Origin of the sequence: Escherichia coli (assembly GCF_036503815.1) — a bacterium.
GTDB lineage: Bacteria > Pseudomonadota > Gammaproteobacteria > Enterobacterales > Enterobacteriaceae > Escherichia > Escherichia coli_F.
In genome coordinates this window covers 3,959,501-3,986,123 of record NZ_AP027764.1, presented here as the reverse complement: position 1 = coordinate 3,986,123, position 26,623 = coordinate 3,959,501, and the positions used below count along the sequence as shown (strand labels likewise).

Below are 26,623 nucleotides of genomic sequence, written 5' to 3'. Positions count from 1 at the left end.
TTCACAAGTTGGCTGTTATGCAGGAATACACGAATCATTCCGATACCACTTTTGCACTGCGTAATATCTCCTTTCGTGTGCCCGGGCGCACGCTTTTGCATCCGCTGTCGTTAACCTTTCCTGCCGGGAAAGTGACCGGTCTGATTGGTCACAACGGCTCTGGTAAATCCACGCTGTTAAAAATGTTGGGCCGCCATCAGCCACCGTCAGAAGGTGAAATTCTTCTTGATGCCCAGCCGCTGGAAAGCTGGAGCAGCAAAGCGTTTGCCCGCAAGGTGGCTTATTTGCCGCAGCAGCTTCCTCCGGCAGAAGGGATGACGGTGCGTGAACTGGTGGCGATTGGTCGTTACCCGTGGCATGGCGCGCTGGGGCGCTTTGGCGCGGCAGATCGCGAAAAGGTCGAAGAGGCTATCGCGCTGGTTGGCTTAAAACCGCTGGCGCATCGGCTGGTCGATAGCCTCTCTGGCGGCGAACGTCAGCGGGCGTGGATCGCCATGCTGGTGGCGCAGGATAGCCGTTGTCTGTTGCTCGACGAACCGACCTCGGCGCTGGATATCGCCCACCAGGTTGATGTGCTGGCGCTGGTGCACCGTTTAAGTCAGGAACGTGGTCTGACGGTCATTGCCGTGCTGCACGATATCAATATGGCTGCGCGTTACTGTGATTATCTGGTCGCCCTGCGCGGCGGTGAAATGATTGCTCAGGGAACGCCTGCGGAAATTATGCGCGGCGAAACCCTCGAAATGATTTATGGCATCCCGATGGGTATTTTGCCGCATCCGGCGGGTGCTGCACCTGTGAGTTTTGTTTATTGATGAGCGGCTTACCTCTTATTTCGCGCCGTCGACTGTTAACGGCGATGGCGCTTTCTCCGTTGTTATGGCAGATGAATACCGCCCGCGCGGCGGCTATTGATCCCAATCGTATTGTGGCGCTGGAGTGGTTGCCGGTGGAATTACTGCTGGCGCTCGGCATCGTACCTTACGGCGTGGCGGATACCATCAACTATCGCCTGTGGGTCAGCGAGCCACCATTGCCGGATTCAGTGATTGACGTTGGTTTGCGTACAGAACCTAACCTTGAACTGCTGACCGAAATGAAACCGTCGTTTATGGTCTGGTCGGCAGGGTATGGCCCTTCACCAGAAATGCTGGCACGCATTGCGCCTGGGCGCGGATTTAACTTCAGCGACGGCAAACAGCCGCTGGCGATGGCGCGTAAGTCACTGACGGAAATGGCAGATTTACTTAACCTGCAAAGCGCAGCAGAAACGCATTTAGCGCACTATGAAGACTTTATCCGCAGCATGAACCCCCGCTTTGTGAAGCGTGGTGCGCGTCCGTTATTACTGACGACACTTATCGATCCGCGCCATATGCTGGTCTTCGGTCCAAACAGCTTGTTCCAGGAAATTCTTGATGAGTACGGCATCCCAAATGCCTGGCAAGGGGAAACCAACTTCTGGGGCAGTACTGCCGTCAGTATCGATCGTCTGGCAGCGTATAAAGACGTTGATGTGCTCTGTTTTGATCACGACAACAGCAAAGACATGGACACCCTAATGGCGACGCCGCTGTGGCAGGCTATGCCGTTTGTCCGCGCCGGACGCTTTCAGCGCGTACCTGCAGTCTGGTTTTATGGTGCGACGCTCTCGGCAATGCACTTTGTGCGTATTCTGGATAACGCCATCGGAGGTAAAGCGTGAGTAAACGTATTGCGCTTTTCCCGGCATTATTGCTGGCGCTGCTGGTGATTGTCGCAGCAATGCTCACCTGGATGAACTTCTCGCAGTCGCTGCCGCGTAGTCAGTGGGCGCAGGCCATCTGGTCGCCGGATATCGATGTCATCGAGCAGATGATTTTTCACTACAGCTTGCTGCCACGTCTGGCGATTTCGCTGCTGGTGGGGGCGGGCCTGGGGCTGGTGGGCGTGCTGTTTCAGCAAGTGTTACGTAACCCGCTGGCGGAGCCGACCACGCTGGGCGTTGCAACAGGCGCGCAACTGGGGATTACCGTCACGACGCTTTGGGCGATCCCTGGTGCGATGGCGAGCCAGTTTGCTGCGCTTGCGGGCGCTTGCGTTGTTGGCTTAATCGTTTTTGGCGTCGCGTGGGGGAAACGGCTTTCTCCGGTAACGCTGATCCTCGCGGGGCTTGTGGTGAGCCTTTATTGCGGGGCAATCAATCAGTTACTGGTTATCTTCCATCACGACCAGCTGCAAAGCATGTTCCTGTGGAGTACCGGAACGCTGACGCAAACCGACTGGGGCGGCGTTGAGCGTTTATGGCCACAGCTGCTGGGCGGCGTGATGTTGACGTTACTGCTACTTCGTCCATTAACCCTGATGGGGCTTGATGATGGCGTGGCGCGTAATCTCGGACTGGCTTTATCGCTCGCGCGTCTGGCGGCGCTGTCGCTGGCGATAGTCATCAGTGCTCTGTTGGTGAACGCGGTGGGGATTATCGGCTTTATCGGGTTGTTCGCGCCGCTGCTGGCAAAAATGCTGGGGGCGCGGCGTCTGCTGCCAAGACTGCTGCTGGCGTCGCTGATTGGTGCGCTGATCCTCTGGCTTTCCGATCAAATCATCCTCTGGCTGACTCGCGTGTGGATGGAAGTTTCTACCGGTTCGGTGACGGCGTTGATAGGTGCGCCGCTGTTACTGTGGCTGCTGCCGCGTTTACGCAGCATCAGTGCGCCGGATATGAAGGCCAACGATCGTGTCGCGACTGAACGCCAACATGTGCTGGCGTTTGCCCTTGCTGGCGGTGTGCTGCTGATAATTGCTGTGGTGGTGGCGCTGTCGTTTGGTCGTGATGCGCACGGCTGGACGTGGGCGAGCGGGGCGTTGCTCGAGGATTTGATGCCCTGGCGCTGGCCGCGAATTATGGCGGCGCTGTTTGCGGGCGTCATGCTGGCGGTGGCGGGCTGTATTATTCAGCGGCTGACCGGCAACCCGATGGCAAGCCCGGAAGTGCTGGGGATTAGCTCCGGCGCGGCGTTTGGCGTGGTGTTAATGCTGTTTCTGGTGCCGGGTAATGCCTTTGGCTGGCTGTTACCCGCGGGAAGTCTCGGGGCGGCGGTGACGCTGTTGATCATTATGATCGCCGCCGGACGCGGTGGATTTTCTCCACACCGCATGTTACTGGCGGGGATGGCCTTAAGTACCGCGTTCACCATGCTTTTGATGATGTTGCAGGCAAGTGGTGACCCGCGAATGGCGCAAGTGCTGACGTGGATTTCCGGTTCGACCTACAACGCGACCGAGGCGCAGGTCTGGCGCACGGGAATTGTGATGGTAATTTTGCTGGCGATTACCCCGCTGTGCCGCCGCTGGCTGACCATTTTACCGCTGGGCGGTGATACCGCACGAGCAGTGGGAATGGCGCTGACGCCGACGCGAATTGCGCTACTGCTGCTGGCGGCTTGCCTGACGGCGACCGCGACAATGACCATTGGACCGTTGAGTTTTGTTGGTTTAATGGCACCGCATATCGCGCGGATGATGGGCTTTCGACGGACGATGCCGCATATTGTGATTTCGGCGCTGGTGGGGGGATTGTTGCTGGTGTTCGCTGACTGGTGCGGGCGGATGGTGCTGTTTCCATTCCAGATCCCAGCGGGGCTGCTGTCGACGTTTATCGGCGCGCCATATTTTATTTATTTGTTGAGAAAGCAGAGCCGTTAATAAAATGCCTCGCCCGGTGGGCGAGGCAAAATCATTACAACTTCGCAAACACCCGACGTGCAGCATCGATGGTGTTATTGATATCTTCCATGCTGTGCGCCACAGACATAAAGCCCGCTTCAAACGCTGACGGTGCCAGGTAAACACCTTCGTCCAGCATCATATGGAAGAAACGCTTAAAGCGTTCCACGTCACAGGCCATCACATCCTGATAGCACGTCACGGACTCGGCGTCGGTAAAGAAAATACCGAACATGCCGCCAACGTGGTTAACGACCAATGGAATTCCCGCTTCTTCTGCCACTTCCAGCAGACCTTCTGCCAGACGTGTTGTCAGCTCATCCAGCGTCTCGAGAACGCCCGGCTGCGCGACTTCATTCAGACAGGCGAAACCGGCTGCCATCGCAATCGGATTACCGGAAAGCGTACCCGCCTGGTAGACCGGACCGGTTGGGGCCAGCGCATCCATCACATCACGACGACCACCGAATGCGCCTACCGGCATTCCACCGCCGATGATTTTGCCCAGGCAGGTGAGGTCTGGCACCACGTCGTAATAATCCTGCGCGCCAGCCAGCGCCACGCGGAAACCGGTCATCACTTCATCGATGATCAGCAATGAGCCAAATTCGTCGCACAGTGCGCGCAGACCCGGCAGGAACTCTGGCAGCGGCGGAACACAGTTCATGTTGCCTGCTACTGGCTCGACAATAATACAGGCAATCTCTTGCGGGTATTGCTCAAACGCGGCGCGTACAGAGGCCAGATCGTTATAAGTACAGGTTAAGGTATGTTTGGCGAAATCTGCCGGAACGCCCGGCGAGTTTGGCTGGCCTAACGTGAGTGCGCCAGAACCGGCTTTCACCAGCAGGCAGTCAGCGTGACCGTGGTAACAACCTTCAAATTTAATGATTTTGTCGCGACCGGTAAAACCGCGGGCCAGGCGGATGGCACTCATTGTCGCTTCAGTGCCGGAGTTCACCATGCGCACCATATCCATGGTCGGGACCAGTTCGGTCACCAGTTGCGCCATTTTCACTTCCATTTCGGTCGGTGCACCAAAGCTTAAACCACGCTCGGCGGCTTCAATCACGGCATTGCGGATCGCCGGATGGTTATGGCCCAGCACCATCGGCCCCCAGGAACCGACATAATCGATATAGGCTTTGCCATCAACATCGTACAGATAAGCACCGTCCGCTTTTTCGATAAACAGTGGAGTGCCGCCCACGCCGGTAAAGGCGCGAACAGGGGAGTTCACACCGCCAGGGATCAGCTCGCGCGCTGCGCTGTATAGATTTTCAGACTTACTCATGGAGGGTTCCTGATTCGTAGAAAAAGTGAATGGCTGCTATTCTATGTTATTCATAACAAGTTAAATACTCGTCAAACGTCAGGTTGCTTGTACTGGTACAATCCTGATTTCTTAGAGTATAAAAGTTTTGTGCATTTGAAACATTACGCTTTGCAAAGGATTTTCATGGAACGTGCGAGTAAAATGCCGTCATCTTATTTGTATGACCAATAAGTGATCATTGGATGAAAACTGATACTCCCTCTTTAGAAACACCGCAGGCTGCGCGCCTGCGACGCAGACAACTGATTCGCCAACTTCTTGAGCGCGATAAAACCCCGTTAGCCATTTTGTTTATGGCTGCCGTCGTCGGCACGCTTGTCGGGCTGGCAGCTGTTGCTTTTGACAAAGGCGTCGCCTGGTTACAGAACCAACGGATGGGGGCGCTGGTCCATACTGCCGATAATTATCCGCTACTGTTAACCGTCGCTTTTCTCTGTTCGGCGGTGCTGGCGATGTTCGGCTACTTTTTGGTGCGCAAATACGCGCCGGAAGCCGGTGGCTCGGGGATCCCAGAAATTGAAGGGGCGCTGGAAGATCAACGTCCCGTTCGCTGGTGGCGTGTATTGCCGGTGAAATTCTTTGGCGGGCTTGGGACACTCGGCGGCGGCATGGTGTTGGGGCGTGAAGGGCCAACCGTGCAGATCGGCGGTAATATCGGTCGGATGGTGCTTGATATATTCCGCCTGAAAGGTGATGAAGCGCGCCATACGCTGCTGGCAACCGGTGCAGCAGCGGGTCTGGCTGCGGCCTTTAATGCGCCGTTGGCGGGTATTTTGTTTATTATCGAAGAGATGCGTCCGCAGTTTCGCTATACGTTAATTTCGATTAAAGCGGTATTTATTGGCGTCATTATGTCGACGATTATGTACCGGATTTTTAATCATGAAGTTGCGCTGATTGACGTCGGTAAACTTTCTGACGCGCCGCTTAATACACTGTGGCTTTATCTGATCCTCGGTATTATTTTTGGCATTTTCGGCCCTATTTTTAATAAATGGGTGCTGGGGATGCAGGATTTGCTGCACCGTGTGCACGGCGGCAATATTACCAAATGGGTACTGATGGGCGGTGCGATTGGCGGTCTGTGTGGATTGCTGGGGTTTGTGGCACCAGCAACTTCGGGCGGCGGTTTTAACCTGATTCCTATCGCTACGGCAGGGAATTTCAGCATGGGAATGCTGGTGTTTATCTTCGTCGCGCGCGTCATTACTACCTTACTCTGCTTCTCTTCCGGTGCACCGGGCGGTATTTTTGCCCCGATGTTGGCGCTGGGTACTGTGCTGGGTACCGCTTTCGGAATGGTTGCCGTTGAGCTGTTTCCGCAATATCACCTTGAGGCGGGGACGTTTGCCATTGCCGGAATGGGTGCGTTACTGGCGGCATCTATTCGCGCGCCGTTAACGGGGATCATTCTGGTTCTGGAGATGACCGATAACTATCAGCTCATTTTGCCAATGATTATTACCGGTCTTGGCGCAACACTATTAGCACAATTTACCGGTGGGAAACCGCTATACTCGGCGATTCTTGCGCGCACGCTGGCAAAACAGGAAGCGGAACAACTGGCGCGAAGCAAGGCCGCATCAGCCAGCGAGAATACTTGAACGAAATACCAGGGTATTAGATAATGGCGATTATTATTGGGTTAGAATTTGCCCAATTGCCGATGTCGTTTGGAGCAAAATATGAGTGATGACGTAGCACTGCCGCTGGAGTTTACCGACGCAGCAGCCAACAAAGTTAAAAGCCTGATCGCTGACGAAGATAACCCGAATCTGAAATTACGCGTGTATATCACCGGTGGCGGTTGTAGCGGCTTCCAGTATGGTTTCACCTTTGATGATCAGGTGAATGAAGGCGATATGACCATCGAAAAACAGGGCGTAGGCCTGGTGGTTGACCCGATGAGCTTGCAATATCTGGTCGGCGGTTCCGTTGACTATACCGAAGGTCTGGAAGGTTCTCGTTTCATCGTGACCAACCCGAACGCGAAAAGCACCTGCGGTTGCGGTTCTTCCTTCAGCATCTAATCTCTTATTCGTGTGCCGGATAAGCTATCCGGCACATCTCCTCTCTTCAACGCCCATTCTCATCCAGCGCAAACGTCGGTAGCTTAAGATGCCAACGAATAGCCGCCAGTCGAATCAATAGCGTCACGACCATGCCCATCATACTGGCTGTTTCCAGTGGTACGGAAAATGTGTAATAAGCCGTAGCGTGGACAATACCGCCGATAATACAGGCAGTTGCGTAGATTTCTGTACGTAAAATCATGGGGATTTCGCGGGCCAGTACATCACGAATGATCCCGCCGCCAACGCCAGTAATGACGCCCATACAAACCGCGATTAACGGACCGGCTTCCGCATTAAAGGCTTTATTCACGCCAATGCCGACAAACACCGCCAGACCAACGGCGTCCAGCACCGGCAACATCCATTTCGGTAAGCGTCTTGGCTGGCGCACCAGCACGATGGTCAGCATGCTGGTTACCATTGCAACGACCAGATCGGTGGGATCTTTCACCCAAAATACCGGGCCGTGATCCAGCGCCATGTCGCGAATTGTTCCGCCGCCTACTGCGGTAACCACGCCCAGTACCAGAACACCAAAAGGGTCCATACGCAATTTTCCGGCTAACAAAACGCCGGAGATGGCAAATACCGCTGTGCCGACTATATCCAGCCAATAGACGAGCATTGTTCAATCCCCACTGAGCACCTGAAAAGGTCAGGCGCTAATCTACCTGTGAAAGCGCATTACAGAGCTGTTGTGCAGCGAGGATAATACGTGGGCTTGCACGTTCAAACCAGTCACTCGTGAGAGGAATAACGGGAATTTTGAGCTGTTCACCCCAGTATTGTTTGATTTTAGGAATTTGGTCCGGTCCACCTGTAATGACAATCGCCTGTGGCGCGCGTGCTAACACCTGTTCGCGGCTAACTTGCGGCCAGGGAACCCGGCTGTCTTTAAAGATGTTTTCTCCGCCACAAACTTCGAGTACCTGGTTTTGAATCGACTCTTTTCCACTGGTAAATGGCGGATTAATGCCGAATTGCAGAAAAACACGTTTTTTAGGTTTATCAGCATATTGCGCTTTCAATTGTGCGTACTGGTCCAGCAGGGATTGCGCGGCTTGTTCAGCCTTGTCCGGTTGTGGGCTCCAGGGGGCCAGTTGACGTAACGCATTGGCAATTTGTTCAATGCTTGTCGCATCGACCCACATCACTTTTATTCCCAGCGAAGCTAACTGGTCAACCTGCCGCTCGGCATTACCTCCACGCCAGGCAATCACCAGATCGGGTTTAAGGGCCACAATGCGTTCGAGATTCATCCCCTGCCAGGTTGAAACCTGCTCAATCTTTTGCGCTTGTGGAGGGTAGTCGGAATAACTGCTGACCCCTACCGGCGTGATCCCGGCGGCAAAAGCAAGTTCAGTGTTGGCGGGTGAAAGCGTGATGACGCGCGGTGCGGCGTTGAGCCACAGAGGGGCGAGAAAAGACAGGGCGACCAGCGCCCTGAACAGTGACTTAGCCATGTGCCAGTTTCTGCACCAGTGACTCAACCATCAGGCTGGACTGTTTAGCAGCAACAGCCAGGAACTCATCGAAGCTAAGATGAGACTGTTGATCGGCCACGTCGGAGATGGCGCGTACGACAACAAACGGGACGTTAAAATTGTGGCAGACATGAGCGATTGCCGTCGCTTCCATCTCTACAGCAATGGCCTGCGGGAAGTTGTGGCGGATTTTCGCCAGGCCAACAGAACCGTTGATGAAAGCGTCGCCGCTGACAATCAGGCCACGTACAGCGTTAAGATTCAGTTCGGCAATGCAGGCCTCAGCGGCAGCGATCAGTTTATCGTCAGCTTTGAAGCCAGCCGGGCAGCCAGGTAACTGACCGTATTCGTAACCAAATGCCGTGACATCCGCGTCGTGATAACGTGCTTCGTCCGAGACAACGATATCGCCCACTTTCAGCGTTGGCGCCAGGCCACCAGCAGAACCGGTGTTAATAATCACATCTGGCTTGCAGTGTTCCAACAGCAGAGTTGCACCCAGTGCCGCAGCGACTTTACCGATGCCCGATTTCAGAAGCGCAACTTCGGTTCCATTCAGTTGGCCGGTATAGATTTCGCAACCGCCCAGACTGATAGTTTGGCGGTTTTCGATTTTGTCACGCAGCAGCGTAACTTCTTCTTCCATTGCACCAATGATGCCGATTTTCATAGATTTACTCGCGATAAGCCCGATTTGAAGGCATAGTTTACCATGCGCTTACGGGGAAGCGTATTTCTCACGCGGGAGAGGACATGGCACAGATTGATTTCCGAAAAAAAATAAACTGGCATCGTCGTTACCGTTCACCACAGGGCGTTAAAACCGAACATGAGATCCTGCGAATCTTTGAGAGCGATCGCGGGCGTATTATCAACTCTCCGGCAATTCGTCGTCTGCAACAAAAGACCCAGGTTTTTCCGCTGGAGCGAAATGCCGCCGTGCGCACGCGTCTAACCCATTCAATGGAAGTCCAGCAGGTGGGGCGCTACATCGCCAAAGAAATTTTAAGCCGTCTGAAAGAGCTTAAATTACTGGAAGAGTATGGTCTGGATGAACTGACCGGCCCCTTTGAAAGTATTGTTGAGATGTCATGCCTGATGCACGATATCGGCAATCCGCCGTTTGGCCATTTTGGCGAAGCGGCGATAAATGACTGGTTTCGCCAGCGTTTGTATCCGGCTGATGCCGAAAGCCAGCCTCTGACTGACGATCGCTGCAGCGTGGCAGCACTACGTTTACGGGACGGGGAAGAACCGCTTAACGAGCTGCGGCGCAAAATACGTCAGGACTTATGTCATTTTGAGGGGAATGCACAAGGCATTCGTCTGGTGCATACATTGATGCGGATGAATCTCACCTGGGCACAGGTTGGCGGTATTTTAAAATATACTCGTCCGGCGTGGTGGCGTGGTGAAACGCCTGAGACACATCACTATTTAATGAAAAAGCCGGGTTATTATCTTTCTGAAGAAGCCTATATTGCCCGGTTGCGTAAAGAACTTAATTTGGCGCTTTACAGTCGTTTTCCATTAACGTGGATTATGGAAGCTGCCGACGACATCTCCTATTGTGTGGCAGACCTTGAAGATGCGGTAGAGAAAAGAATATTTACCGTTGAGCAGCTTTATCATCATTTGCACGAGGCGTGGGGCCAGCATGAGAAAGGTTCGCTCTTTTCGCTGGTGGTTGAAAATGCCTGGGAAAAATCACGCTCAAATAGTTTAAGCCGCAGTACGGAAGATCAGTTTTTTATGTATTTACGGGTAAACACCCTAAATAAACTGGTACCCTACGCGGCACAACGATTTATTGATAATCTGCCTGCGATTTTCGCCGGAACGTTTAATCATGCATTATTGGAAGATGCCAGCGAATGCAGCGATCTTCTAAAGCTATATAAAAATGTCGCTGTAAAACATGTGTTTAGCCATCCAGATGTCGAGCAGCTTGAATTGCAGGGCTATCGGGTCATTAGCGGATTATTAGAGATTTATCGTCCTTTATTAAACCTGTCGTTATCAGACTTTACTGAACTGGTAGAAAAAGAACGGGTGAAACGTTTCCCTATTGAATCTCGCTTATTCCACAAACTCTCGACGCGCCATCGGCTGGCCTATGTCGAGGCTGTCAGTAAATTACCGTCAGATTCTCCTGAGTTTCCGCTATGGGAATATTATTACCGCTGCCGCCTGCTACAGGATTATATCAGCGGTATGACCGACCTCTATGCGTGGGATGAATACCGACGTCTGATGGCCGTAGAACAATAACCAGGCTTTTGTAAAGACGGACAATAAATTTTTACTTTTTGCAGAAACTTTAGTTCGGAACTTCGCGCTATAAAACGAATCTGAAGAACACAGCAATTTTGCGTTATCTGTTAATCGAGACTGAAATACATGAAAAAAACCACATTAGCACTGAGTGCACTGGCTCTGAGTTTAGGTTTGGCGTTATCTCCGCTCTCTGCAACGGCGGCTGAGACTTCTTCAGCAACGACAGCCCAGCAGATACCAAGCCTTGCACCAATGCTCGAAAAGGTGATGCCTTCAGTGGTCAGCATTAACGTAGAAGGTAGCACAACTGTTAATACGCCGCGTATGCCGCGTAATTTCCAGCAGTTCTTCGGTGATGATTCTCCGTTCTGCCAGGAAGGTTCTCCGTTCCAGAGCTCTCCGTTCTGCCAGGGGGGCCAGGGCGGTAATGGCGGCGGCCAGCAACAAAAATTCATGGCGCTGGGTTCCGGCGTCATCATTGATGCCGATAAAGGCTATGTCGTCACCAACAACCACGTTGTTGATAACGCGACGGTGATTAAAGTCCAGCTGAGCGATGGTCGTAAGTTCGACGCGAAGATGGTTGGCAAAGATCCGCGCTCTGATATCGCGCTGATCCAGATCCAGAACCCGAAAAATCTGACCGCAATTAAGATGGCGGATTCTGATGCACTGCGCGTGGGTGATTACACCGTAGCAATTGGTAACCCGTTTGGTCTGGGCGAGACGGTAACTTCCGGGATTGTCTCTGCGCTGGGGCGTAGCGGTCTGAATGCCGAAAACTATGAAAACTTCATCCAGACCGATGCTGCGATCAACCGTGGTAACTCCGGTGGTGCGCTGGTTAACCTGAATGGCGAACTGATCGGTATCAACACCGCGATCCTCGCACCGGACGGCGGCAACATCGGTATCGGTTTTGCTATCCCGAGTAACATGGTGAAAAACCTGACCTCGCAGATGGTGGAATACGGCCAGGTGAAACGCGGTGAGCTGGGTATTATGGGGACTGAGCTGAACTCCGATCTGGCGAAAGCGATGAAAGTTGACGCCCAGCGCGGTGCTTTCGTAAGCCAGGTTCTGCCGAACTCTTCCGCCGCGAAAGCGGGCATTAAAGCGGGTGATGTGATCACCTCACTGAACGGTAAGCCAATCAGCAGCTTTGCCGCACTGCGTGCTCAGGTGGGCACTATGCCGGTAGGCAGCAAACTGACCCTGGGCTTACTGCGCGACGGGAAGCAGGTTAACGTGAACCTGGAACTGCAGCAGAGCAGCCAGAATCAGGTTGATTCCAGCACCATCTTCAACGGCATTGAAGGCGCTGAGATGAGCAACAAAGGCAAAGATCAGGGCGTGGTAGTGAACAACGTGAAAACGGGCACTCCGGCTGCGCAGATCGGCCTGAAGAAAGGTGATGTGATTATTGGTGCGAACCAGCAGGCAGTGAAAAACATCGCTGAACTGCGTAAAGTTCTCGACAGCAAACCGTCTGTGCTGGCACTGAATATTCAGCGCGGCGACAGCACCATCTATCTGTTAATGCAGTAATCTTCCTCAACCCCTTCCTGAAAACGGGAAGGGGTTCTCCTTACAATCTGTGAACTTCACCACAACTCCATACATCTTCCTCATCCTTTGGGCATTTGCACAATGCCGTACGTTACGTACTTCCTTATGCTAAGCCGTGCATAACGGAGGACTTATGGCTGGCTGGCATCTTGATACCAAAATGGCGCAGGATATCGTGGCGCGCACCATGCGCATCATTGATACCAATATTAACGTAATGGATGCCCGCGGGCGTATTATCGGCAGCGGCGATCGTGAGCGTATTGGTGAATTGCACGAAGGTGCATTGCTGGTACTTTCACAGGGACGAGTCGTCGATATCGATGACGCGGTGGCACGTCATCTGCACGGTGTGCGGCAGGGGATTAATCTACCATTACGGCTGGAAGGTGAAATTGTCGGCGTAATCGGCTTGACTGGTGAACCAGAGAATCTGCGTAAATATGGCGAACTGGTCTGCATGACGGCTGAAATGATGCTGGAACAGTCGCGGTTGATGCATCTGTTGGCGCAGGATAGCCGTTTGCGGGAAGAGTTGGTGATGAACCTGATTCAGGCGGAGGAGAATACTCCCGCACTCACTGAATGGGCGCAACGGTTGGGGATCGATCTCAATCAACCGCGAGTGGTGGCTATTGTTGAGGTCGATAGCGGTCAACTTGGCGTGGATAGCGCAATGGCGGAGTTACAGCAACTGCAAAACGCGCTGACTACACCCGAGCGTAATAATCTGGTGGCGATTGTTTCACTGACCGAAATGGTGGTGTTGAAACCGGCGTTGAATTCGTTTGGGCGCTGGGATGCAGAAGATCATCGTAAGCGAGTTGAACAACTGATTGCCCGCATGAAAGAGTATGGTCAGCTACGTTTTCGCGTTTCGCTGGGTAACTATTTTACCGGACCAGGCAGTATTGCCCGCTCTTATCGTACGGCGAAAACGACGATGGTGGTGGGTAAACAGCGGATGCCCGAAAGTCGCTGCTATTTTTATCAGGATTTGATGTTGCCTGTGTTGCTCGACAGTTTGCGTGGCGATTGGCAGGCCAACGAACTGGCGCGACCGCTGGCGCGGCTGAAAGCGATGGACAATAACGGCTTGCTGCGGCGAACGCTGGCGGCGTGGTTTCGCCACAATGTGCAACCGCTGGCAACGTCAAAGGCGTTGTTTATTCATCGTAATACTCTTGAGTATCGGCTTAATCGTATATCGGAACTGACCGGGCTTGATTTGGGCAATTTTGATGACAGGTTGCTGCTGTATGTGGCGTTACAACTGGATGAAGAGCGGTAGGTCGATTACAAAATTACAGCCGGGTGAGACTTTACCCGGCCCACAGAATGACATTATTTACGCGTCAGTTTTTCCAGATCGGCTTCAATCTCGCTGATCTTATTGGTTACTACTGACTCCAGGTGACGTAAGTCGTCGAGGATCTTACGCTTAAGATCAACTTCGCTGCGGTCACGCTGGCAGATTTGATCAAGCTCATCAATGATATACCGTAGATTCGGGCTGATTTCCTGGACTTCTTTATAACCCTGACCCACACCATCAGCGACGACCGTTTTACGCTGACGCGGATATTTAAACTTCACGCTCTTGGCGAAAAACTCGCCTTTGTCTTTCTGGAAATAGATTTTCAGAATATCGTTGTTGGCTTCCTGCCGGAGGCTGTAACGATCAATTTCTTCAGGATTGGTAATACCCAGACTTTTCAGATTGTCGTACATAGCGTTACCTCAAAATGAGTCAGTAAATTGTGCTTATTTTAGCATTTGGCCTGGCCCGCCCGGCTCGACTGTGATCGCAGAAAGCCTTTTTCTTCCAGACTTCTATCATGGCGTAAAAATCAAAAAATTACCTGCTTTATTCTGGCGATAAAATTCACGTTCTAAACCAGCTCCAGCATCGTTACTTCCGGGCGGCTGTTCAGACGCAAACCATATAAACTGCCCACGCCGCGGGTTGTGTAGATGTGTCGTTCGCCAAAGGCATTTAATCCGGCGACGTAGCGTTTATCTTCGACAGGGGCAAAAGGTTCACCAACCAACGGTACGCGCAGTTGCCCGCCATGAGTATGGCCGCACAGCATCAGATCCCAGGGGTCATCACGTATGACTTCTTTGCTGTCGGGATTATGTGCCAGCACCAGACGAGGCAGATTTGCTTCGCTGGCGGGAGGTGGTTTGCATTGTCCGGCCCATAAATCACCAGTGCCAACCAGTTCAAATTGCCGTTTTGATGTGGCGATTACCGTTGCCTGGTTAAACAACACAGTGATCCCCGCCGATTTTAACGCCTCGCCAATTAAGCGATTTTTCTCTGTACCCACGGGGTGATCGTGATTGCCAAAACAGGCAAATGTCGGTGCACATTTGGCAAGGGGAGAGAGTACGTCACTGAACGCCGAAAAATTCAGCGGCATATCAAATAAAACATAATCGCCACCCAGTAATATCAAATCGGGCTTTTGTTCTATGCCAAGAGCAATCGCGTCAGAAATCAGGCTTAAAGGAACAAAACGAGAGTAATGGAGATCGGCCAGAAACAGAATTTTGAATGGTGCTGCGTTGTCTTTAAAAAAGGCGAGGCGGTGACGGATTAATTCAAGCCAGCCGGGTTCCAGGTAATGCATATAACCGAAACCTGAACTCACCGTTAACGTCGCGGCGGCAGCCTGTAAAAAACGCCTGCGTGTGATCATCATTCATCCCTGTAAAAAAACGGGCAGCTTCATGCTGCCCGTGTACTGACTTTTAGTCGATGGTGCGTAGCAGTTCGTTAATGCCGACTTTGCCGCGAGTTTTCGCGTCAACTTTCTTAACGATAACCGCACAGTAGAGGCTGTATTTGCCATCTTTCGACGGCAGATTACCTGACACAACCACCGAACCAGCCGGAACGCGACCGTAGTGGATTTCGCCGGTTTCACGGTCGTAAATACGGGTGCTCTGACCAATGTATACGCCCATAGAGATGACGGAACCTTCTTCGACAATCACCCCTTCAACCACTTCAGAGCGTGCGCCGATGAAGCAGTTATCTTCAATAATGGTCGGGTTAGCCTGCAGCGGCTCCAGCACGCCGCCGATACCCACGCCACCGGAAAGGTGGACGTTTTTACCAATCTGCGCACAGGAACCGACGGTCGCCCAGGTATCAACCATTGTGCCTTCATCAACATATGCACCGATGTTGACGTAAGACGGCATCAGCACAGTGTTACGGGCGATAAACGCACCTTGACGTACTGCCGCTGGTGGTACAACGCGGAATCCTTCTTTCTGAAAACGCGCTTCGTCGTAGTCGGCGAATTTCATCGGTACTTTATCGAAGTAGCGGCTTTCTGCCCCTTCGATCACCTGATTATCATTAATACGGAAAGAGAGCAGCACCGCTTTTTTCAACCACTGATGCGTCACCCATTGACCGTCAATTTTTTCCGCAACACGCAGTGCGCCGGAATCCAGCAGGGCGATCACCTGATTTACCGCTTCGCGGGTAACGGTGTCTGCATTGGCTGGGGTGATCTCGGCACGGCGTTCAAAAGCGGTTTCAATAATGTTCTGTAACTGCTGCATTGTTAAACTCTTTTCATATCAGTAAACACATCACCCTTTATCGTTTGGATTGAGGGCCTCTGTCAACCGCTGATGCACTTCCTGCTGCAACTCGTTATTAAGCGCACGCCGGTCAGCGGTGGCAATTATGAATAAATCTTCTACTCGCTCGCCAATGGTTGTAATTCGGGCGCCATGAAGCGAAATTCCCAGATCGGCAAAAATTTTCCCGACTCGCGCCAGCAAGCCAGGTTGGTCGAGGGCAATCAATTCGAGGAATGATTTTCGGTCGGTATGGGTCGGCAAAAACGTCACTTCGGTTTCAACAGTAAAATGGCGCAATTTGGCAGGCTGGCGACGCGGCTGCGGTGGCTGCCAGCTACTTTGTGTCAGCACCTGTTCCAGACCAAACCGAATAACCTCATGACGATCGGCGGACAGTGGGCTGCCATCGGGTTCCAGCACTATAAAGGTATCCATCGCCATACCGTCACGAGTGGTGAAAATTTGTGCGTCGTGGACACTTAAATTGCGGCGGTCTAATTCGGCACAGACGGCGGCAAACAGATAGGGGCGGTCCGGGCTCCAGATAAAAATCTCGGTGCCTCCACGCGTAGCCTGCGGGCTAAGCAGTACCAGCGGTTTGCTTAAATCATGCTGTAATAAATGGCGCGCATGCCAGGCCAGTTGATTTGGGCTATGGCGGACAAAATAGTTAGCGCGACAGCGTGACCAAATTTGGTGCAGCGCCTCTTCGTCGATGTTATCCATGCGCAGTAGTGCCAGCGCCTGGAGTTGGTGATGGCGAACCCGTTCGCGCATATCCGGCGTGTTTTGCATTCCGCGTCGTAGCTGCTTTTCGGTGGCAAAATAGAGTTCGCGCAACAGACTTTGCTTCCAGCTATTCCACAGTGTTTCGTTGGTGGCGCAAATGTCAGCCACTGTCAGGCATACCAGATAGCGCAGACGATTTTCCGTTTGAACTTCTTCGGCAAACTGCTTGATGACTTCCGGGTCCTGAATATCGCGGCGCTGAGCTGTCACCGACATCAGCAAGTGCTGGCGAACCAGCCAGGCGACCAGCTGTGTTTCGCGTGAGTTCAGCCCGTGGAGTTCGGCAAAATGCACTACATCCTGAGCACCGAGAATGGAGTGGTCGCCGCCGCGTCCTTTGGCGATATCGTGAAACAGCGCGGCGATGAAAATCAGCTCAGTTGACGGCAGGCGCGGCCAGACGTCCACACACAACGGATGGCGCTGTCGCGTTTCTTCACTGGCAAAACTCTCCAGTTTCAACATCACGCGGATAGTATGTTCATCCACCGTGTAGGCGTGGAACAGGTCAAACTGCATCTGCCCGACGATATGCGACCATTGCGGCATATACGCGCCGAGCACGCTATGGCGATGCATTGGCAATAGTCCGCGTCGCACCGCTCCGGGGTGGCGTAGAATGCTCAAAAACAGTTTTCGCGCTTCCGGAATATTGCACAGTGGTTGTTGCAGATGGCGACGGGCGTGGCGCAACTGGCGCAGCGTGGTGGAGTAAATGCCGGTGATCGCACTGTTGCGCACCATGGTGTAGAACATACGCAAGATGGCTTCCGGCTGGCGCATAAACAGTGTTTCATCACGCAGGTCGATTAGCGTACCGCGTAGCTGAAACTCATCGTCGATTGGACGTGGTTTTTCGTCGGCGGGCAGGGCGAGGATGGCTTCATCGAACAGTTGCAGCAGCATCTGGTTGAGTTCACTGACGCGGCGCGTAACGCGGAAGTAATCCTTCATCATCCGCTCGACGGGTTCGTTACCTTCGCCACTGTAATTCAGACGCTGGGCGACGCTAAGCTGGCGATCAAACAGCAGGCGATTATCGTAACGGCTGACGACCAGATGCAGGGCAAAGCGAATACGCCACAATATATGCAGACATTCGTTTAATTCCGCCCGCTCCGCTGAGGTTAAGAAGCCAAACCCTACCATTTCATCCAGCGATGTTGCGCCAAAATGACGGCGTGCCACCCATTGCAGAGTGTGGATATCACGCAAGCCGCCGGGGCTACTTTTGATGTCTGGCTCAAGGTTGTAGCTGGTGCCGTGGTAACGCTGATGGCGCTGGTTCTGTTCTTCAACTTTCGCTGCGTAGAATTTGTCGGAAGGCCAGAATCCTTCGCTGAAAATATGTTTTTGCAGTTCGAGGAATAACGCAACATCGCCAATTAATAAGCGGGATTCGATTAAATTGGTGGCGACGGTTAAATCCGATAACCCTTCCAGCATGCACTCCTCAAGCGTGCGCACGCTATGACCGACTTCCAGCTTCACATCCCAGAGCAGCGTTAACAGCTCGCCAACTTTCTGTGCCTGATCGTCCGGGAGTTTCTTACGGCTTAAGATCAGTAAATCGATGTCGGAAAGTGGATGCAATTCACCGCGGCCATAGCCACCGACGGCAACCAATGCCAGGTCGGCAATCTGGCTGAATCCCGCTTCAATCCATAACCGTTGCAGGAGTTGGTCGATAAACTCGGTGCGTGCCTCAATCAATTGTTCTGCGGAGTTCCCATTGTCAAAGGCATCACCCAGCCAACGCTGGAAGGTATCAATATGGGCTTTTATCCCACAAACGGTTAATTCATCACGGGGCCAGGCGCATGGATTTTGCGGTTGACCGGGCAGGGTGGGGAGAGCGGTGTTTGCATACTGTTCTGGAAGGGTATTCATTGTGCGCCACCCATAAGATTAAATTATCGTATTAAAAAAGCCGGCATTCGCCGGCTTCATCTTATTCTTCGTGCGAGATTATCGCCGGGATGGTGTCATCCTTGCGTAGCGTCAGAATTTCGCAGCCGTTATCGGTCACCACAATAGTATGCTCATATTGTGCAGACAAGCTGCGATCTTTGGTTTTTACCGTCCAGCCATCTTTCATGGTGCGGATCTCTTTTTTACCCGCGTTGACCATTGGCTCGATGGTGAAGGTCATTCCCGGCTTCAGCACGACGTTGGTTTCACGGGAGTCATAATGCAGCACCTGCGGTTCTTCATGGAAGCCGCGACCAATACCGTGTCCGCAATATTCACGAACGACGGAGAAGCCTTCTGCTTCGACAAATTTCTGAATTGCCGCGCCGATTTCGCGCAGATTAATGCCCGGTTTTACCATGCGTAGCGCCAGGTACAGGCTTTCTTGCGTGATGCGGCACAGACGTTCGCCCATGATGGTCGGCTTACCGACGATAAACATTTTCGAGGTGTCGCCGTGGAAACCATCTTTGATTACAGTGACGTCGATGTTAACGATATCGCCATCTTTCAGCAGCTTGGCGTCGTCAGGGATACCGTGGCATACCACTTCATTAATAGAGATACACACGGATTTCGGATAGCCGTGATAGCCGAGGCAGGCAGAAACCGCGTGTTGTTCATTAACAATGTAATCATTACAGATGCGATCCAGCTCGCCGGTGCTGACGCCCGGTTTAACATACGGTTCGATCATTTCCAGCACTTCGGCAGCCAGTCGGCCAGCGACGCGCATTTTTTCGATATCTTCTGGGGTCTTGATTGAGATAGCCATTAATTCTGTCCATCAGCGTCGGTGATACCGACAATATATATGTAAGTGTCGTCAATGGTATCACACCCGGGCAAATTGAGAATCATTCTGAATTTCGCCAAACGTGCCACTGAACGTTTTCTATAATAGAAAATTCATCGTCTGATGCTGTACACAGCGCCAACAATTATTGGTGTCCACGACGTATTTGTGGTATAAAGCGCGCCGGACTTCCGATCCATTTCGTATACACAGACTGGACGGAAGCGACAATCTCACTTTGTGTAACAACACACACGTATCGGCACATATTCCGGGGTGCCCTTTAGGGTCGGTAATATGGGATACGTGGAGGCATAACCCCAACTTTTATATAGAGGTTTTAATCATGGCAACTGTTTCCATGCGCGACATGCTCAAGGCTGGTGTTCACTTCGGTCACCAGACCCGTTACTGGAACCCGAAAATGAAGCCGTTCATCTTCGGTGCGCGTAACAAAGTTCACATCATCAACCTTGAGAAAACTGTACCGATGTTCAACGAAGCTCTGGCTGAACTGAACAAGATTGCTTCTCGCAAAGGTAAAATCCTTTTCGTTGGTACTAAACGCGCTGCAAGCGAAGCGGTGAAAGACGCTGCTCTGAGCTGCGACCAGTTCTTCGTGAACCATCGCTGGCTGGGCGGTATGCTGACTAACTGGAAAACCGTTCGTCAGTCCATCAAACGTCTGAAAGACCTGGAAACTCAGTCTCAGGACGGTACTTTCGACAAGCTGACCAAGAAAGAAGCGCTGATGCGCACTCGTGAGCTGGAGAAACTGGAAAACAGCCTGGGCGGTATCAAAGACATGGGCGGTCTGCCGGACGCTCTGTTTGTAATCGATGCTGACCACGAACACATTGCTATCAAAGAAGCAAACAACCTGGGTATTCCGGTATTTGCTATCGTTGATACCAACTCTGATCCGGACGGTGTTGACTTCGTTATCCCGGGTAACGACGACGCAATCCGTGCTGTGACCCTGTACCTGGGCGCTGTTGCTGCAACCGTACGTGAAGGCCGTTCTCAGGATCTGGCTTCCCAGGCGGAAGAAAGCTTCGTAGAAGCTGAGTAATAAGGCTTGATAACTCCCCCAAAATAGTTCGAGTTGCAGAAAGGCGGCAAGCTCGAGAATTCCCGGGAGCTTACATCAGTAAGTGACCGGGATGAGCGAGCGAAGACAACGCATCTGCGGCGCGAAATATGAAGGGGGAGAGCCCTTATAGACCAGGTAGTACACGTTTGGTTAGGGGGCCTGCATATGGCCCCCTTTTTCACTTTTATATCTGTGCGGTTTAATGCCGGGCAGATCACATCTCCGAGGATTTTAGAATGGCTGAAATTACCGCATCCCTGGTAAAAGAGCTGCGTGAGCGTACTGGCGCAGGCATGATGGATTGCAAAAAAGCACTGACTGAAGCTAACGGCGACATCGAGCTGGCAATCGAAAACATGCGTAAGTCCGGTGCTATCAAAGCAGCGAAAAAAGCAGGCAACGTTGCTGCTGACGGCGTGATCAAAACCAAAATCGACGGCAACTACGGCATCATTCTGGAAGTTAACTGCCAGACTGACTTCGTTGCAAAAGACGCTGGTTTCCAGGCGTTCGCAGACAAAGTTCTGGACGCAGCTGTTGCTGGCAAAATCACTGACGTTGAAGTTCTGAAAGCACAGTTCGAAGAAGAACGTGTTGCGCTGGTAGCGAAAATCGGTGAAAACATCAACATTCGCCGCGTTGCTGCGCTGGAAGGCGACGTTCTGGGTTCTTATCAGCACGGTGCGCGTATCGGCGTTCTGGTTGCTGCTAAAGGCGCTGACGAAGAGCTGGTTAAACACATCGCTATGCACGTTGCTGCAAGCAAACCAGAATTCATCAAACCGGAAGACGTTTCCGCTGAAGTGGTAGAGAAAGAATACCAGGTTCAGCTGGATATCGCGATGCAGTCTGGTAAGCCGAAAGAAATCGCAGAGAAAATGGTTGAAGGCCGCATGAAGAAATTCACCGGCGAAGTTTCTCTGACCGGTCAGCCGTTCGTTATGGAACCAAGCAAAACTGTTGGTCAGCTGCTGAAAGAGCATAACGCTGAAGTGACTGGCTTCATCCGCTTCGAAGTGGGTGAAGGCATCGAGAAAGTTGAGACTGACTTTGCAGCAGAAGTTGCTGCGATGTCCAAGCAGTCTTAATTATCGAAAAGGAGCCGCCTGAGGGCGGCTTCTTTTTGCGCCCATCTTGTAAATTCAGCTAACCCTTATGGGGCTGCGCTGAAAAGCGACGTACAATGTCGCCGGTATTAATTCATTTCAATCGTTGACAGTCTCAGGAAAGAAACATGGCTACCAATGCAAAACCCGTCTATAAACGCATTCTGCTTAAGTTGAGTGGCGAAGCTCTGCAGGGCACGGAAGGCTTCGGTATTGATGCAAGCATACTGGATCGTATGGCTCAGGAAATCAAAGAACTGGTTGAACTGGGTATTCAGGTTGGTGTGGTGATTGGTGGGGGTAACCTGTTCCGTGGCGCTGGTCTGGCGAAAGCGGGTATGAACCGCGTTGTGGGCGACCACATGGGGATGCTGGCGACCGTAATGAACGGCCTGGCAATGCGTGATGCACTGCACCGCGCCTATGTGAACGCTCGTCTGATGTCCGCTATTCCATTGAATGGCGTGTGCGACAGCTACAGCTGGGCAGAAGCTATCAGCTTGTTGCGCAACAACCGTGTGGTGATCCTCTCCGCCGGTACAGGTAACCCGTTCTTTACCACCGACTCAGCAGCTTGCCTGCGTGGTATCGAAATTGAAGCTGATGTGGTGCTGAAAGCAACCAAAGTTGACGGCGTGTTTACCGCTGATCCGGCGAAAGATCCAACCGCAACCATGTACGAGCAACTGACTTACAGCGAAGTGCTGGAAAAAGAGCTGAAAGTCATGGACCTGGCGGCCTTCACGCTGGCTCGTGACCATAAATTACCGATTCGTGTTTTCAACATGAACAAACCGGGTGCGCTGCGCCGTGTGGTAATGGGTGAAAAAGAAGGGACTTTAATCACGGAATAATTCCCGTGATGGATAAATAAGGGTAAGATTCTGCGTAAGTATCGCGGGGGCGTAAGTCTGGTTATAAGGCGTTATTGTTGCAGGCAGTTTGGTCACGGCCAGCGCGCAGCAACCGGAGCGTACAAAAGTACGTGAGGATGCGAGCACTGCCCGGGGCCAAAATGGCAAATAAAATAGCCTAATAATCCAGACGATTACCCGTAATATGTTTAATCAGGGCTATACTTAGCACACTTCCACTGTGTGTGACTGTCTGGTCTGACTGAGACAAGTTTTCAAGGATTCGTAACGTGATTAGCGATATCAGAAAAGATGCTGAAGTACGCATGGATAAATGCGTAGAAGCGTTCAAAACCCAAATCAGCAAAATACGCACGGGTCGTGCTTCTCCCAGCCTGCTGGATGGCATTGTCGTGGAATATTACGGCACGCCGACGCCGCTGCGTCAGCTGGCAAGCGTAACGGTAGAAGATTCCCGTACTCTGAAAATCAACGTGTTTGATCGTTCAATGTCTCCGGCCGTTGAAAAAGCGATTATGGCGTCCGATCTTGGCCTGAACCCGAACTCTGCGGGTAGCGACATTCGTGTTCCGCTGCCACCGCTGACGGAAGAACGTCGTAAAGATCTGACCAAAATCGTTCGTGGTGAAGCAGAGCAAGCGCGTGTTGCAGTACGCAACGTGCGTCGTGACGCGAACGACAAAGTGAAAGCACTGTTGAAAGATAAAGAGATCAGCGAAGACGACGATCGCCGTTCTCAGGACGATGTACAGAAACTGACTGATGCTGCAATCAAGAAAATTGAAGCGGCGCTGGCAGACAAAGAAGCAGAACTGATGCAGTTCTGATTTCTTGAACGACAAAAACGCCGCTCAGTAGATCCTTGCGGATCGGCTGGCGGCGTTTTGCTTTTTATTCTGTCTCAACTCTGGATGTTTCATGAAGCAACTCACCATTCTGGGCTCGACCGGCTCGATTGGTTGCAGCACGCTGGACGTGGTGCGCCATAATCCCGAACACTTCCGCGTAGTTGCGCTGGTGGCAGGCAAAAATGTCACTCGCATGGTAGAACAGTGCCTGGAATTCTCTCCCCGCTATGCCGTAATGGACGATGAAGCGAGTGCGAAACTTCTTAAAACGATGCTACAGCAACAGGGTAGCCGCACCGAAGTCTTAAGTGGGCAACAAGCCGCTTGCGATATGGCAGCGCTTGAGGATGTTGATCAGGTGATGGCAGCTATTGTTGGCGCAGCTGGCCTGTTGCCTACGCTTGCTGCGATCCGCGCGGGTAAAACCATTTTGTTGGCCAATAAAGAATCACTGGTCACTTGCGGACGTCTGTTTATGGACGCCGTAAAGCAGAGTAAAGCGCAATTGTTACCAGTCGATAGCGAACATAACGCCATTTTTCAGAGTTTACCGCAACCTATCCAGCATAATCTGGGATACGCTGACCTTGAGCAAAATGGCGTGGTGTCCATTTTGCTTACCGGGTCTGGTGGCCCTTTCCGTGAGACGCCATTGCGCGATTTGGCAACAATGACGCCGGATCAAGCCTGCCGTCATCCGAACTGGTCGATGGGGCGTAAAATTTCTGTCGATTCGGCTACCATGATGAACAAAGGTCTGGAATACATTGAAGCGCGTTGGTTGTTTAACGCCAGTGCCAGCCAGATGGAAGTGCTGATTCATCCGCAGTCAGTGATTCACTCAATGGTGCGTTATCAGGACGGCAGTGTTCTGGCGCAGTTGGGTGAACCGGATATGCGTACGCCAATTGCCCACACCATGGCCTGGCCGAATCGCGTGAACTCTGGTGTGAAGCCGCTCGATTTTTGCAAACTCAGTGCGTTGACATTTGCCGCACCGGATTATGATCGCTATCCATGCCTTAAACTGGCAATGGACGCGTTCGAACAAGGCCAGGCTGCGACGACTGCATTGAATGCCGCAAACGAAATCACCGTTGCAGCCTTTCTTGCGCAACAAATCCGCTTTACGGATATCGCCGCGTTGAATTTATCCGTACTGGAAAAAATGGATATGCGCGAACCACAATGCGTGGACGATGTGTTATCTGTTGATACGAACGCGCGTGAAGTCGCCAGAAAAGAGGTGACGCGTCTCGCAAGCTGAGGATAATCCGGCTACAGAGAGTCGTGCTATTTGTTAGCGTAGGGCTTCAGTGATATAGTCTGCGCCATCTGACCATAAGTAGTTGGCTTTATAAGGTCAGGTATGCCGTGGTTTTACACGGCTTTTTTTTGTATAGGCTTCAGTATTCCTGAGTACCGTAAACCCTGTCAGGGAATAAGAAACGCGTGATGTTGTCTGCTACTCAACCACTTAGCGAAAAATTGCCAGTACATGGCTGTCGTCATGTTGCGATCATTATGGACGGCAATGGTCGCTGGGCAAAAAAGCAAGGGAAGATTCGTGCCTTTGGGCATAAAGCCGGGGCAAAATCCGTCCGCCGGGCTGTCTCTTTTGCGGCCAACAACGGTATTGAGGCGTTAACGCTGTATGCCTTTAGTAGTGAAAACTGGAACCGACCAGCGCAGGAAGTCAGTGCGTTAATGGAACTGTTTGTTTGGGCGCTGGATAGCGAAGTAAAAAGCCTGCACCGACATAACGTACGTCTGCGTATTATTGGCGATACCAGTCGCTTTAACTCGCGTTTGCAAGAACGTATTCGTAAATCGGAAGCGCTAACAGCCGGAAATACCGGTCTAACGCTGAATATTGCGGCGAACTACGGTGGACGTTGGGATATAGTCCAGGGAGTCAGGCAACTGGCTGAAAAGGTGCAGCAAGGAAACCTGCAACCAGATCAGATAGATGAAGAGATGCTAAACCAGCATGTCTGTATGCATGAACTGGCCCCTGTAGATTTAGTAATTAGGACTGGGGGAGAGCATCGCATTAGTAACTTTTTGCTTTGGCAAATTGCCTATGCCGAACTTTACTTTACAGATGTTCTCTGGCCCGATTTCGATGAACAAGACTTTGAAGGGGCGTTAAATGCCTTTGCTAATCGAGAGCGTCGTTTCGGCGGCACCGAGCCCGGTGATGAAACAGCCTGATGGGGGTCGCTTTTGCTGAAGTATCGCCTGATATCTGCTTTTGTGTTAATACCCGTCGTCATCGCGGCGTTGTTTCTGTTGCCGCCGGTGGGGTTCGCCATTGTAACGCTGGTGGTCTGCATGCTGGCAGCGTGGGAATGGGGACAGCTTAGCGGTTTTACCACTCGCTCGCAGCGAGTATGGTTGGCGGTGTTATGTGGGTTATTGTTGGCGCTGATGCTTTTTCTGTTGCCGGAATATCACCGAAATATTCATCAACCGCTGGTTGAAATCTCACTTTGGGCTTCGCTGGGTTGGTGGATTGTCGCGCTATTGCTGGTGCTGTTTTACCCAGGTTCCGCAGCAATCTGGCGTAACTCTAAAACATTGCGCATTATTTTTGGCGTGCTAACCATTGTTCCCTTCTTCTGGGGCATGCTGGCGTTACGGGCCTGGCACTACGACGAGAATCATTACAGTGGCGCAATATGGCTGCTCTATGTCATGATCCTGGTATGGGGCGCTGACTCTGGCGCATATATGTTTGGCAAATTGTTTGGTAAACATAAGCTGGCACCGAAGGTTTCTCCGGGTAAAACCTGGCAAGGCTTTATCGGTGGACTCGCGACTGCAGCGGTAATCTCATGGGGTTATGGCATGTGGGCGAATCTCGACGTCGCTCCCGTCACCTTACTCATTTGCTCTATTGTCGCAGCGTTAGCCTCAGTGCTCGGCGATCTGACCGAGAGTATGTTTAAGCGTGAAGCAGGAATTAAGGACAGCGGTCATTTAATTCCAGGACACGGTGGTATTTTAGATCGTATTGATAGTCTGACGGCTGCGGTACCGGTCTTTGCTTGCTTGTTGTTACTGGTATTCAGGACGCTTTAACGGAAGGTA

The 26,623-nt window shown here is 52.1% G+C and carries 26 protein-coding genes; 17 read left to right on the top strand and 9 right to left on the bottom strand.

All coding sequences use genetic code 11. The features are described from left to right. The first annotated feature begins 17 nt into the window (after nucleotides 1-17). Genes fhuC through fhuB form a run of 3 tightly spaced genes read left to right on the top strand, consistent with a single transcriptional unit; the run spans nucleotide 18 to nucleotide 3,684 of the window. Nucleotides 18-815: a Fe3+-hydroxamate ABC transporter ATP-binding protein FhuC gene (gene fhuC, locus AABJ99_RS19095; RefSeq protein ID WP_039021632.1), complete on the top strand. Its 798-nt coding sequence runs from the start codon at nucleotides 18-20 to the stop codon at nucleotides 813-815. Continuing rightward, nucleotides 815-1,705, top strand: coding sequence for a Fe(3+)-hydroxamate ABC transporter substrate-binding protein FhuD (gene fhuD, locus AABJ99_RS19090; protein ID WP_039021633.1), 891 nt, complete (start codon nucleotides 815-817; stop codon nucleotides 1,703-1,705). Before fhuC ends, fhuD begins: the two co-directional genes overlap by 1 nt. Then, on the top strand, nucleotides 1,702-3,684 hold the full coding sequence (gene fhuB, locus AABJ99_RS19085; protein WP_039021634.1) for a Fe(3+)-hydroxamate ABC transporter permease FhuB: 1,983 nt from the start codon (nucleotides 1,702-1,704) through the stop codon (nucleotides 3,682-3,684). Before fhuD ends, fhuB begins: the two co-directional genes overlap by 4 nt. Before the next feature lie 34 nt (nucleotides 3,685-3,718). Here the strand turns inward: fhuB and hemL are convergent, their stop codons facing one another. After that, nucleotides 3,719-4,999 (bottom strand): glutamate-1-semialdehyde 2,1-aminomutase, encoded by a 1,281-nt coding sequence (hemL, locus tag AABJ99_RS19080; protein ID WP_039021635.1) that lies wholly within the window; start codon nucleotides 4,997-4,999, stop codon nucleotides 3,719-3,721. A gap of 165 nt (nucleotides 5,000-5,164) precedes the next feature. Between hemL and yadX the strand changes: the two genes are divergently transcribed. The 4 genes from yadX to erpA are packed head-to-tail and all read left to right on the top strand — an operon-like array spanning nucleotide 5,165 to nucleotide 7,071. Continuing rightward, nucleotides 5,165-5,212: a protein YadX gene (yadX, locus tag AABJ99_RS19075; RefSeq protein ID WP_211180485.1), complete on the top strand. Its 48-nt coding sequence runs from the start codon at nucleotides 5,165-5,167 to the stop codon at nucleotides 5,210-5,212. An 11-nt stretch (nucleotides 5,213-5,223) separates the two neighbouring features. Further along, nucleotides 5,224-6,645, top strand: coding sequence for a H(+)/Cl(-) exchange transporter ClcA (gene clcA, locus AABJ99_RS19070; RefSeq protein ID WP_000845394.1), 1,422 nt, complete (start codon nucleotides 5,224-5,226; stop codon nucleotides 6,643-6,645). A gap of 23 nt (nucleotides 6,646-6,668) precedes the next feature. Further along, a complete protein-coding gene (gene yadW / locus AABJ99_RS19065) occupies nucleotides 6,669-6,734 on the top strand; it encodes a small protein YadW (protein ID WP_120795373.1) in 66 nt (21 codons plus the stop codon). After that, the gene (gene erpA, locus AABJ99_RS19060) at nucleotides 6,727-7,071 is read left to right on the top strand and encodes an iron-sulfur cluster insertion protein ErpA (RefSeq protein WP_001295564.1); all 345 of its coding nucleotides are present in this window, start codon (nucleotides 6,727-6,729) and stop codon (nucleotides 7,069-7,071) included. The genes yadW and erpA overlap by 8 nt, the downstream gene beginning before the upstream one ends. A gap of 46 nt (nucleotides 7,072-7,117) precedes the next feature. Here the strand turns inward: erpA and yadS are convergent, their stop codons facing one another. The 3 genes from yadS to mtnN are packed head-to-tail and all read right to left on the bottom strand — an operon-like array spanning nucleotide 7,118 to nucleotide 9,270. Continuing rightward, nucleotides 7,118-7,741: a TRIC cation channel family protein gene (gene yadS / locus AABJ99_RS19055; protein WP_000964221.1), complete on the bottom strand. Its 624-nt coding sequence runs from the start codon at nucleotides 7,739-7,741 to the stop codon at nucleotides 7,118-7,120. A 37-nt stretch (nucleotides 7,742-7,778) separates the two neighbouring features. Then, nucleotides 7,779-8,579, bottom strand: coding sequence for a vitamin B12 ABC transporter substrate-binding protein BtuF (gene btuF, locus AABJ99_RS19050; RefSeq protein ID WP_001306218.1), 801 nt, complete (start codon nucleotides 8,577-8,579; stop codon nucleotides 7,779-7,781). Then, nucleotides 8,572-9,270 carry a 5'-methylthioadenosine/S-adenosylhomocysteine nucleosidase gene (mtnN, locus tag AABJ99_RS19045; protein WP_000689844.1) on the bottom strand — a complete coding sequence of 233 codons (699 nt, stop codon included), beginning with the start codon at nucleotides 9,268-9,270 and terminating at the stop codon, nucleotides 8,572-8,574. Before mtnN ends, btuF begins: the two co-directional genes overlap by 8 nt. An 83-nt stretch (nucleotides 9,271-9,353) precedes the next feature. On the opposite strand from mtnN, the gene dgt reads away from it, so the two are divergent. From dgt to cdaR, 3 genes are all read left to right on the top strand, one after another. Next, the gene (gene dgt, locus AABJ99_RS19040) at nucleotides 9,354-10,871 is read left to right on the top strand and encodes a dGTPase (RefSeq protein WP_039021636.1); all 1,518 of its coding nucleotides are present in this window, start codon (nucleotides 9,354-9,356) and stop codon (nucleotides 10,869-10,871) included. A 129-nt stretch (nucleotides 10,872-11,000) separates the two neighbouring features. Then, nucleotides 11,001-12,425 (top strand): serine endoprotease DegP, encoded by a 1,425-nt coding sequence (gene degP / locus AABJ99_RS19035; protein WP_032302419.1) that lies wholly within the window; start codon nucleotides 11,001-11,003, stop codon nucleotides 12,423-12,425. Between the two features lie 154 nt (nucleotides 12,426-12,579). Then, a complete protein-coding gene (gene cdaR / locus AABJ99_RS19030; protein ID WP_000929430.1) occupies nucleotides 12,580-13,737 on the top strand; it encodes a DNA-binding transcriptional regulator CdaR in 1,158 nt (385 codons plus the stop codon). A gap of 53 nt (nucleotides 13,738-13,790) precedes the next feature. On the opposite strand, the gene yaeH is transcribed toward cdaR, so the two are convergent. The 5 genes from yaeH to map all read right to left on the bottom strand — a co-directional run bounded on the left by yaeH (nucleotide 13,791) and on the right by map (nucleotide 19,587). Then, on the bottom strand, nucleotides 13,791-14,177 hold the full coding sequence (yaeH, locus tag AABJ99_RS19025; RefSeq protein WP_000272188.1) for a DUF3461 family protein: 387 nt from the start codon (nucleotides 14,175-14,177) through the stop codon (nucleotides 13,791-13,793). A gap of 161 nt (nucleotides 14,178-14,338) precedes the next feature. Next, complete coding sequence (gene yaeI / locus AABJ99_RS19020; protein ID WP_039021637.1) at nucleotides 14,339-15,151, bottom strand: phosphodiesterase YaeI; 813 nt, start codon at nucleotides 15,149-15,151, stop codon at nucleotides 14,339-14,341. A 52-nt stretch (nucleotides 15,152-15,203) separates the two neighbouring features. Beyond that, nucleotides 15,204-16,028 (bottom strand): 2,3,4,5-tetrahydropyridine-2,6-dicarboxylate N-succinyltransferase, encoded by an 825-nt coding sequence (dapD, locus tag AABJ99_RS19015; protein WP_001186650.1) that lies wholly within the window; start codon nucleotides 16,026-16,028, stop codon nucleotides 15,204-15,206. A 30-nt stretch (nucleotides 16,029-16,058) separates the two neighbouring features. Then, nucleotides 16,059-18,731 (bottom strand): bifunctional uridylyltransferase/uridylyl-removing protein GlnD, encoded by a 2,673-nt coding sequence (glnD, locus tag AABJ99_RS19010; RefSeq protein WP_039021638.1) that lies wholly within the window; start codon nucleotides 18,729-18,731, stop codon nucleotides 16,059-16,061. Between the two features lie 61 nt (nucleotides 18,732-18,792). Then, nucleotides 18,793-19,587, bottom strand: coding sequence for a type I methionyl aminopeptidase (map, locus tag AABJ99_RS19005; RefSeq protein WP_039021639.1), 795 nt, complete (start codon nucleotides 19,585-19,587; stop codon nucleotides 18,793-18,795). A 367-nt stretch (nucleotides 19,588-19,954) separates the two neighbouring features. Here map and rpsB point away from each other — a divergent pair, with 367 nt between their 5' ends. The 7 genes from rpsB (at nucleotide 19,955) to cdsA (ending at nucleotide 26,614) form a co-directional block, all read left to right on the top strand. Beyond that, nucleotides 19,955-20,680 (top strand): 30S ribosomal protein S2, encoded by a 726-nt coding sequence (rpsB, locus tag AABJ99_RS19000; protein WP_000246882.1) that lies wholly within the window; start codon nucleotides 19,955-19,957, stop codon nucleotides 20,678-20,680. Between the two features lie 257 nt (nucleotides 20,681-20,937). Further along, nucleotides 20,938-21,789, top strand: coding sequence for a translation elongation factor Ts (gene tsf, locus AABJ99_RS18995; protein ID WP_000818114.1), 852 nt, complete (start codon nucleotides 20,938-20,940; stop codon nucleotides 21,787-21,789). A gap of 146 nt (nucleotides 21,790-21,935) precedes the next feature. Continuing rightward, the gene (pyrH, locus tag AABJ99_RS18990; RefSeq protein ID WP_000224573.1) at nucleotides 21,936-22,661 is read left to right on the top strand and encodes a UMP kinase; all 726 of its coding nucleotides are present in this window, start codon (nucleotides 21,936-21,938) and stop codon (nucleotides 22,659-22,661) included. A gap of 290 nt (nucleotides 22,662-22,951) precedes the next feature. Beyond that, nucleotides 22,952-23,509, top strand: a complete 558-nt coding sequence (gene frr, locus AABJ99_RS18985; protein ID WP_000622418.1) for a ribosome recycling factor — start codon at nucleotides 22,952-22,954, stop codon at nucleotides 23,507-23,509. Nucleotides 23,510-23,600: 91 nt separating this feature from the next. Continuing rightward, entirely contained in the window at nucleotides 23,601-24,797 is a 1,197-nt protein-coding gene (gene ispC, locus AABJ99_RS18980) for a 1-deoxy-D-xylulose-5-phosphate reductoisomerase (protein WP_032183242.1), read from the top strand. Between the two features lie 188 nt (nucleotides 24,798-24,985). Further along, nucleotides 24,986-25,744: a (2E,6E)-farnesyl-diphosphate-specific ditrans,polycis-undecaprenyl-diphosphate synthase gene (ispU, locus tag AABJ99_RS18975; RefSeq protein WP_001517776.1), complete on the top strand. Its 759-nt coding sequence runs from the start codon at nucleotides 24,986-24,988 to the stop codon at nucleotides 25,742-25,744. 12 nt (nucleotides 25,745-25,756) lie between these two features. Continuing rightward, complete coding sequence (gene cdsA / locus AABJ99_RS18970) at nucleotides 25,757-26,614, top strand: phosphatidate cytidylyltransferase (protein WP_000922437.1); 858 nt, start codon at nucleotides 25,757-25,759, stop codon at nucleotides 26,612-26,614. Nucleotides 26,615-26,623: the final 9 nt, after the last annotated feature.

Coding starts and splice junctions, on each gene's coding strand:
- fhuC (WP_039021632.1), top strand. CDS start 18: ATGCAGGAATACACGAATCATTCCGATACCACTTTTGCACTGCGTAAT.
- fhuD (WP_039021633.1), top strand. CDS start 815: ATGAGCGGCTTACCTCTTATTTCGCGCCGTCGACTGTTAACGGCGATG.
- hemL (WP_039021635.1), bottom strand. CDS start 4,999: ATGAGTAAGTCTGAAAATCTATACAGCGCAGCGCGCGAGCTGATCCCT.
- clcA (WP_000845394.1), top strand. CDS start 5,224: ATGAAAACTGATACTCCCTCTTTAGAAACACCGCAGGCTGCGCGCCTG.
- erpA (WP_001295564.1), top strand. CDS start 6,727: ATGAGTGATGACGTAGCACTGCCGCTGGAGTTTACCGACGCAGCAGCC.
- yadS (WP_000964221.1), bottom strand. CDS start 7,741: ATGCTCGTCTATTGGCTGGATATAGTCGGCACAGCGGTATTTGCCATC.
- btuF (WP_001306218.1), bottom strand. CDS start 8,579: ATGGCTAAGTCACTGTTCAGGGCGCTGGTCGCCCTGTCTTTTCTCGCC.
- mtnN (WP_000689844.1), bottom strand. CDS start 9,270: ATGAAAATCGGCATCATTGGTGCAATGGAAGAAGAAGTTACGCTGCTG.
- dgt (WP_039021636.1), top strand. CDS start 9,354: ATGGCACAGATTGATTTCCGAAAAAAAATAAACTGGCATCGTCGTTAC.
- degP (WP_032302419.1), top strand. CDS start 11,001: ATGAAAAAAACCACATTAGCACTGAGTGCACTGGCTCTGAGTTTAGGT.
- cdaR (WP_000929430.1), top strand. CDS start 12,580: ATGGCTGGCTGGCATCTTGATACCAAAATGGCGCAGGATATCGTGGCG.
- yaeH (WP_000272188.1), bottom strand. CDS start 14,177: ATGTACGACAATCTGAAAAGTCTGGGTATTACCAATCCTGAAGAAATT.
- yaeI (WP_039021637.1), bottom strand. CDS start 15,151: ATGATCACACGCAGGCGTTTTTTACAGGCTGCCGCCGCGACGTTAACG.
- dapD (WP_001186650.1), bottom strand. CDS start 16,028: ATGCAGCAGTTACAGAACATTATTGAAACCGCTTTTGAACGCCGTGCC.
- glnD (WP_039021638.1), bottom strand. CDS start 18,731: ATGAATACCCTTCCAGAACAGTATGCAAACACCGCTCTCCCCACCCTG.
- map (WP_039021639.1), bottom strand. CDS start 19,587: ATGGCTATCTCAATCAAGACCCCAGAAGATATCGAAAAAATGCGCGTC.
- rpsB (WP_000246882.1), top strand. CDS start 19,955: ATGGCAACTGTTTCCATGCGCGACATGCTCAAGGCTGGTGTTCACTTC.
- tsf (WP_000818114.1), top strand. CDS start 20,938: ATGGCTGAAATTACCGCATCCCTGGTAAAAGAGCTGCGTGAGCGTACT.
- pyrH (WP_000224573.1), top strand. CDS start 21,936: ATGGCTACCAATGCAAAACCCGTCTATAAACGCATTCTGCTTAAGTTG.
- ispC (WP_032183242.1), top strand. CDS start 23,601: ATGAAGCAACTCACCATTCTGGGCTCGACCGGCTCGATTGGTTGCAGC.
- ispU (WP_001517776.1), top strand. CDS start 24,986: ATGTTGTCTGCTACTCAACCACTTAGCGAAAAATTGCCAGTACATGGC.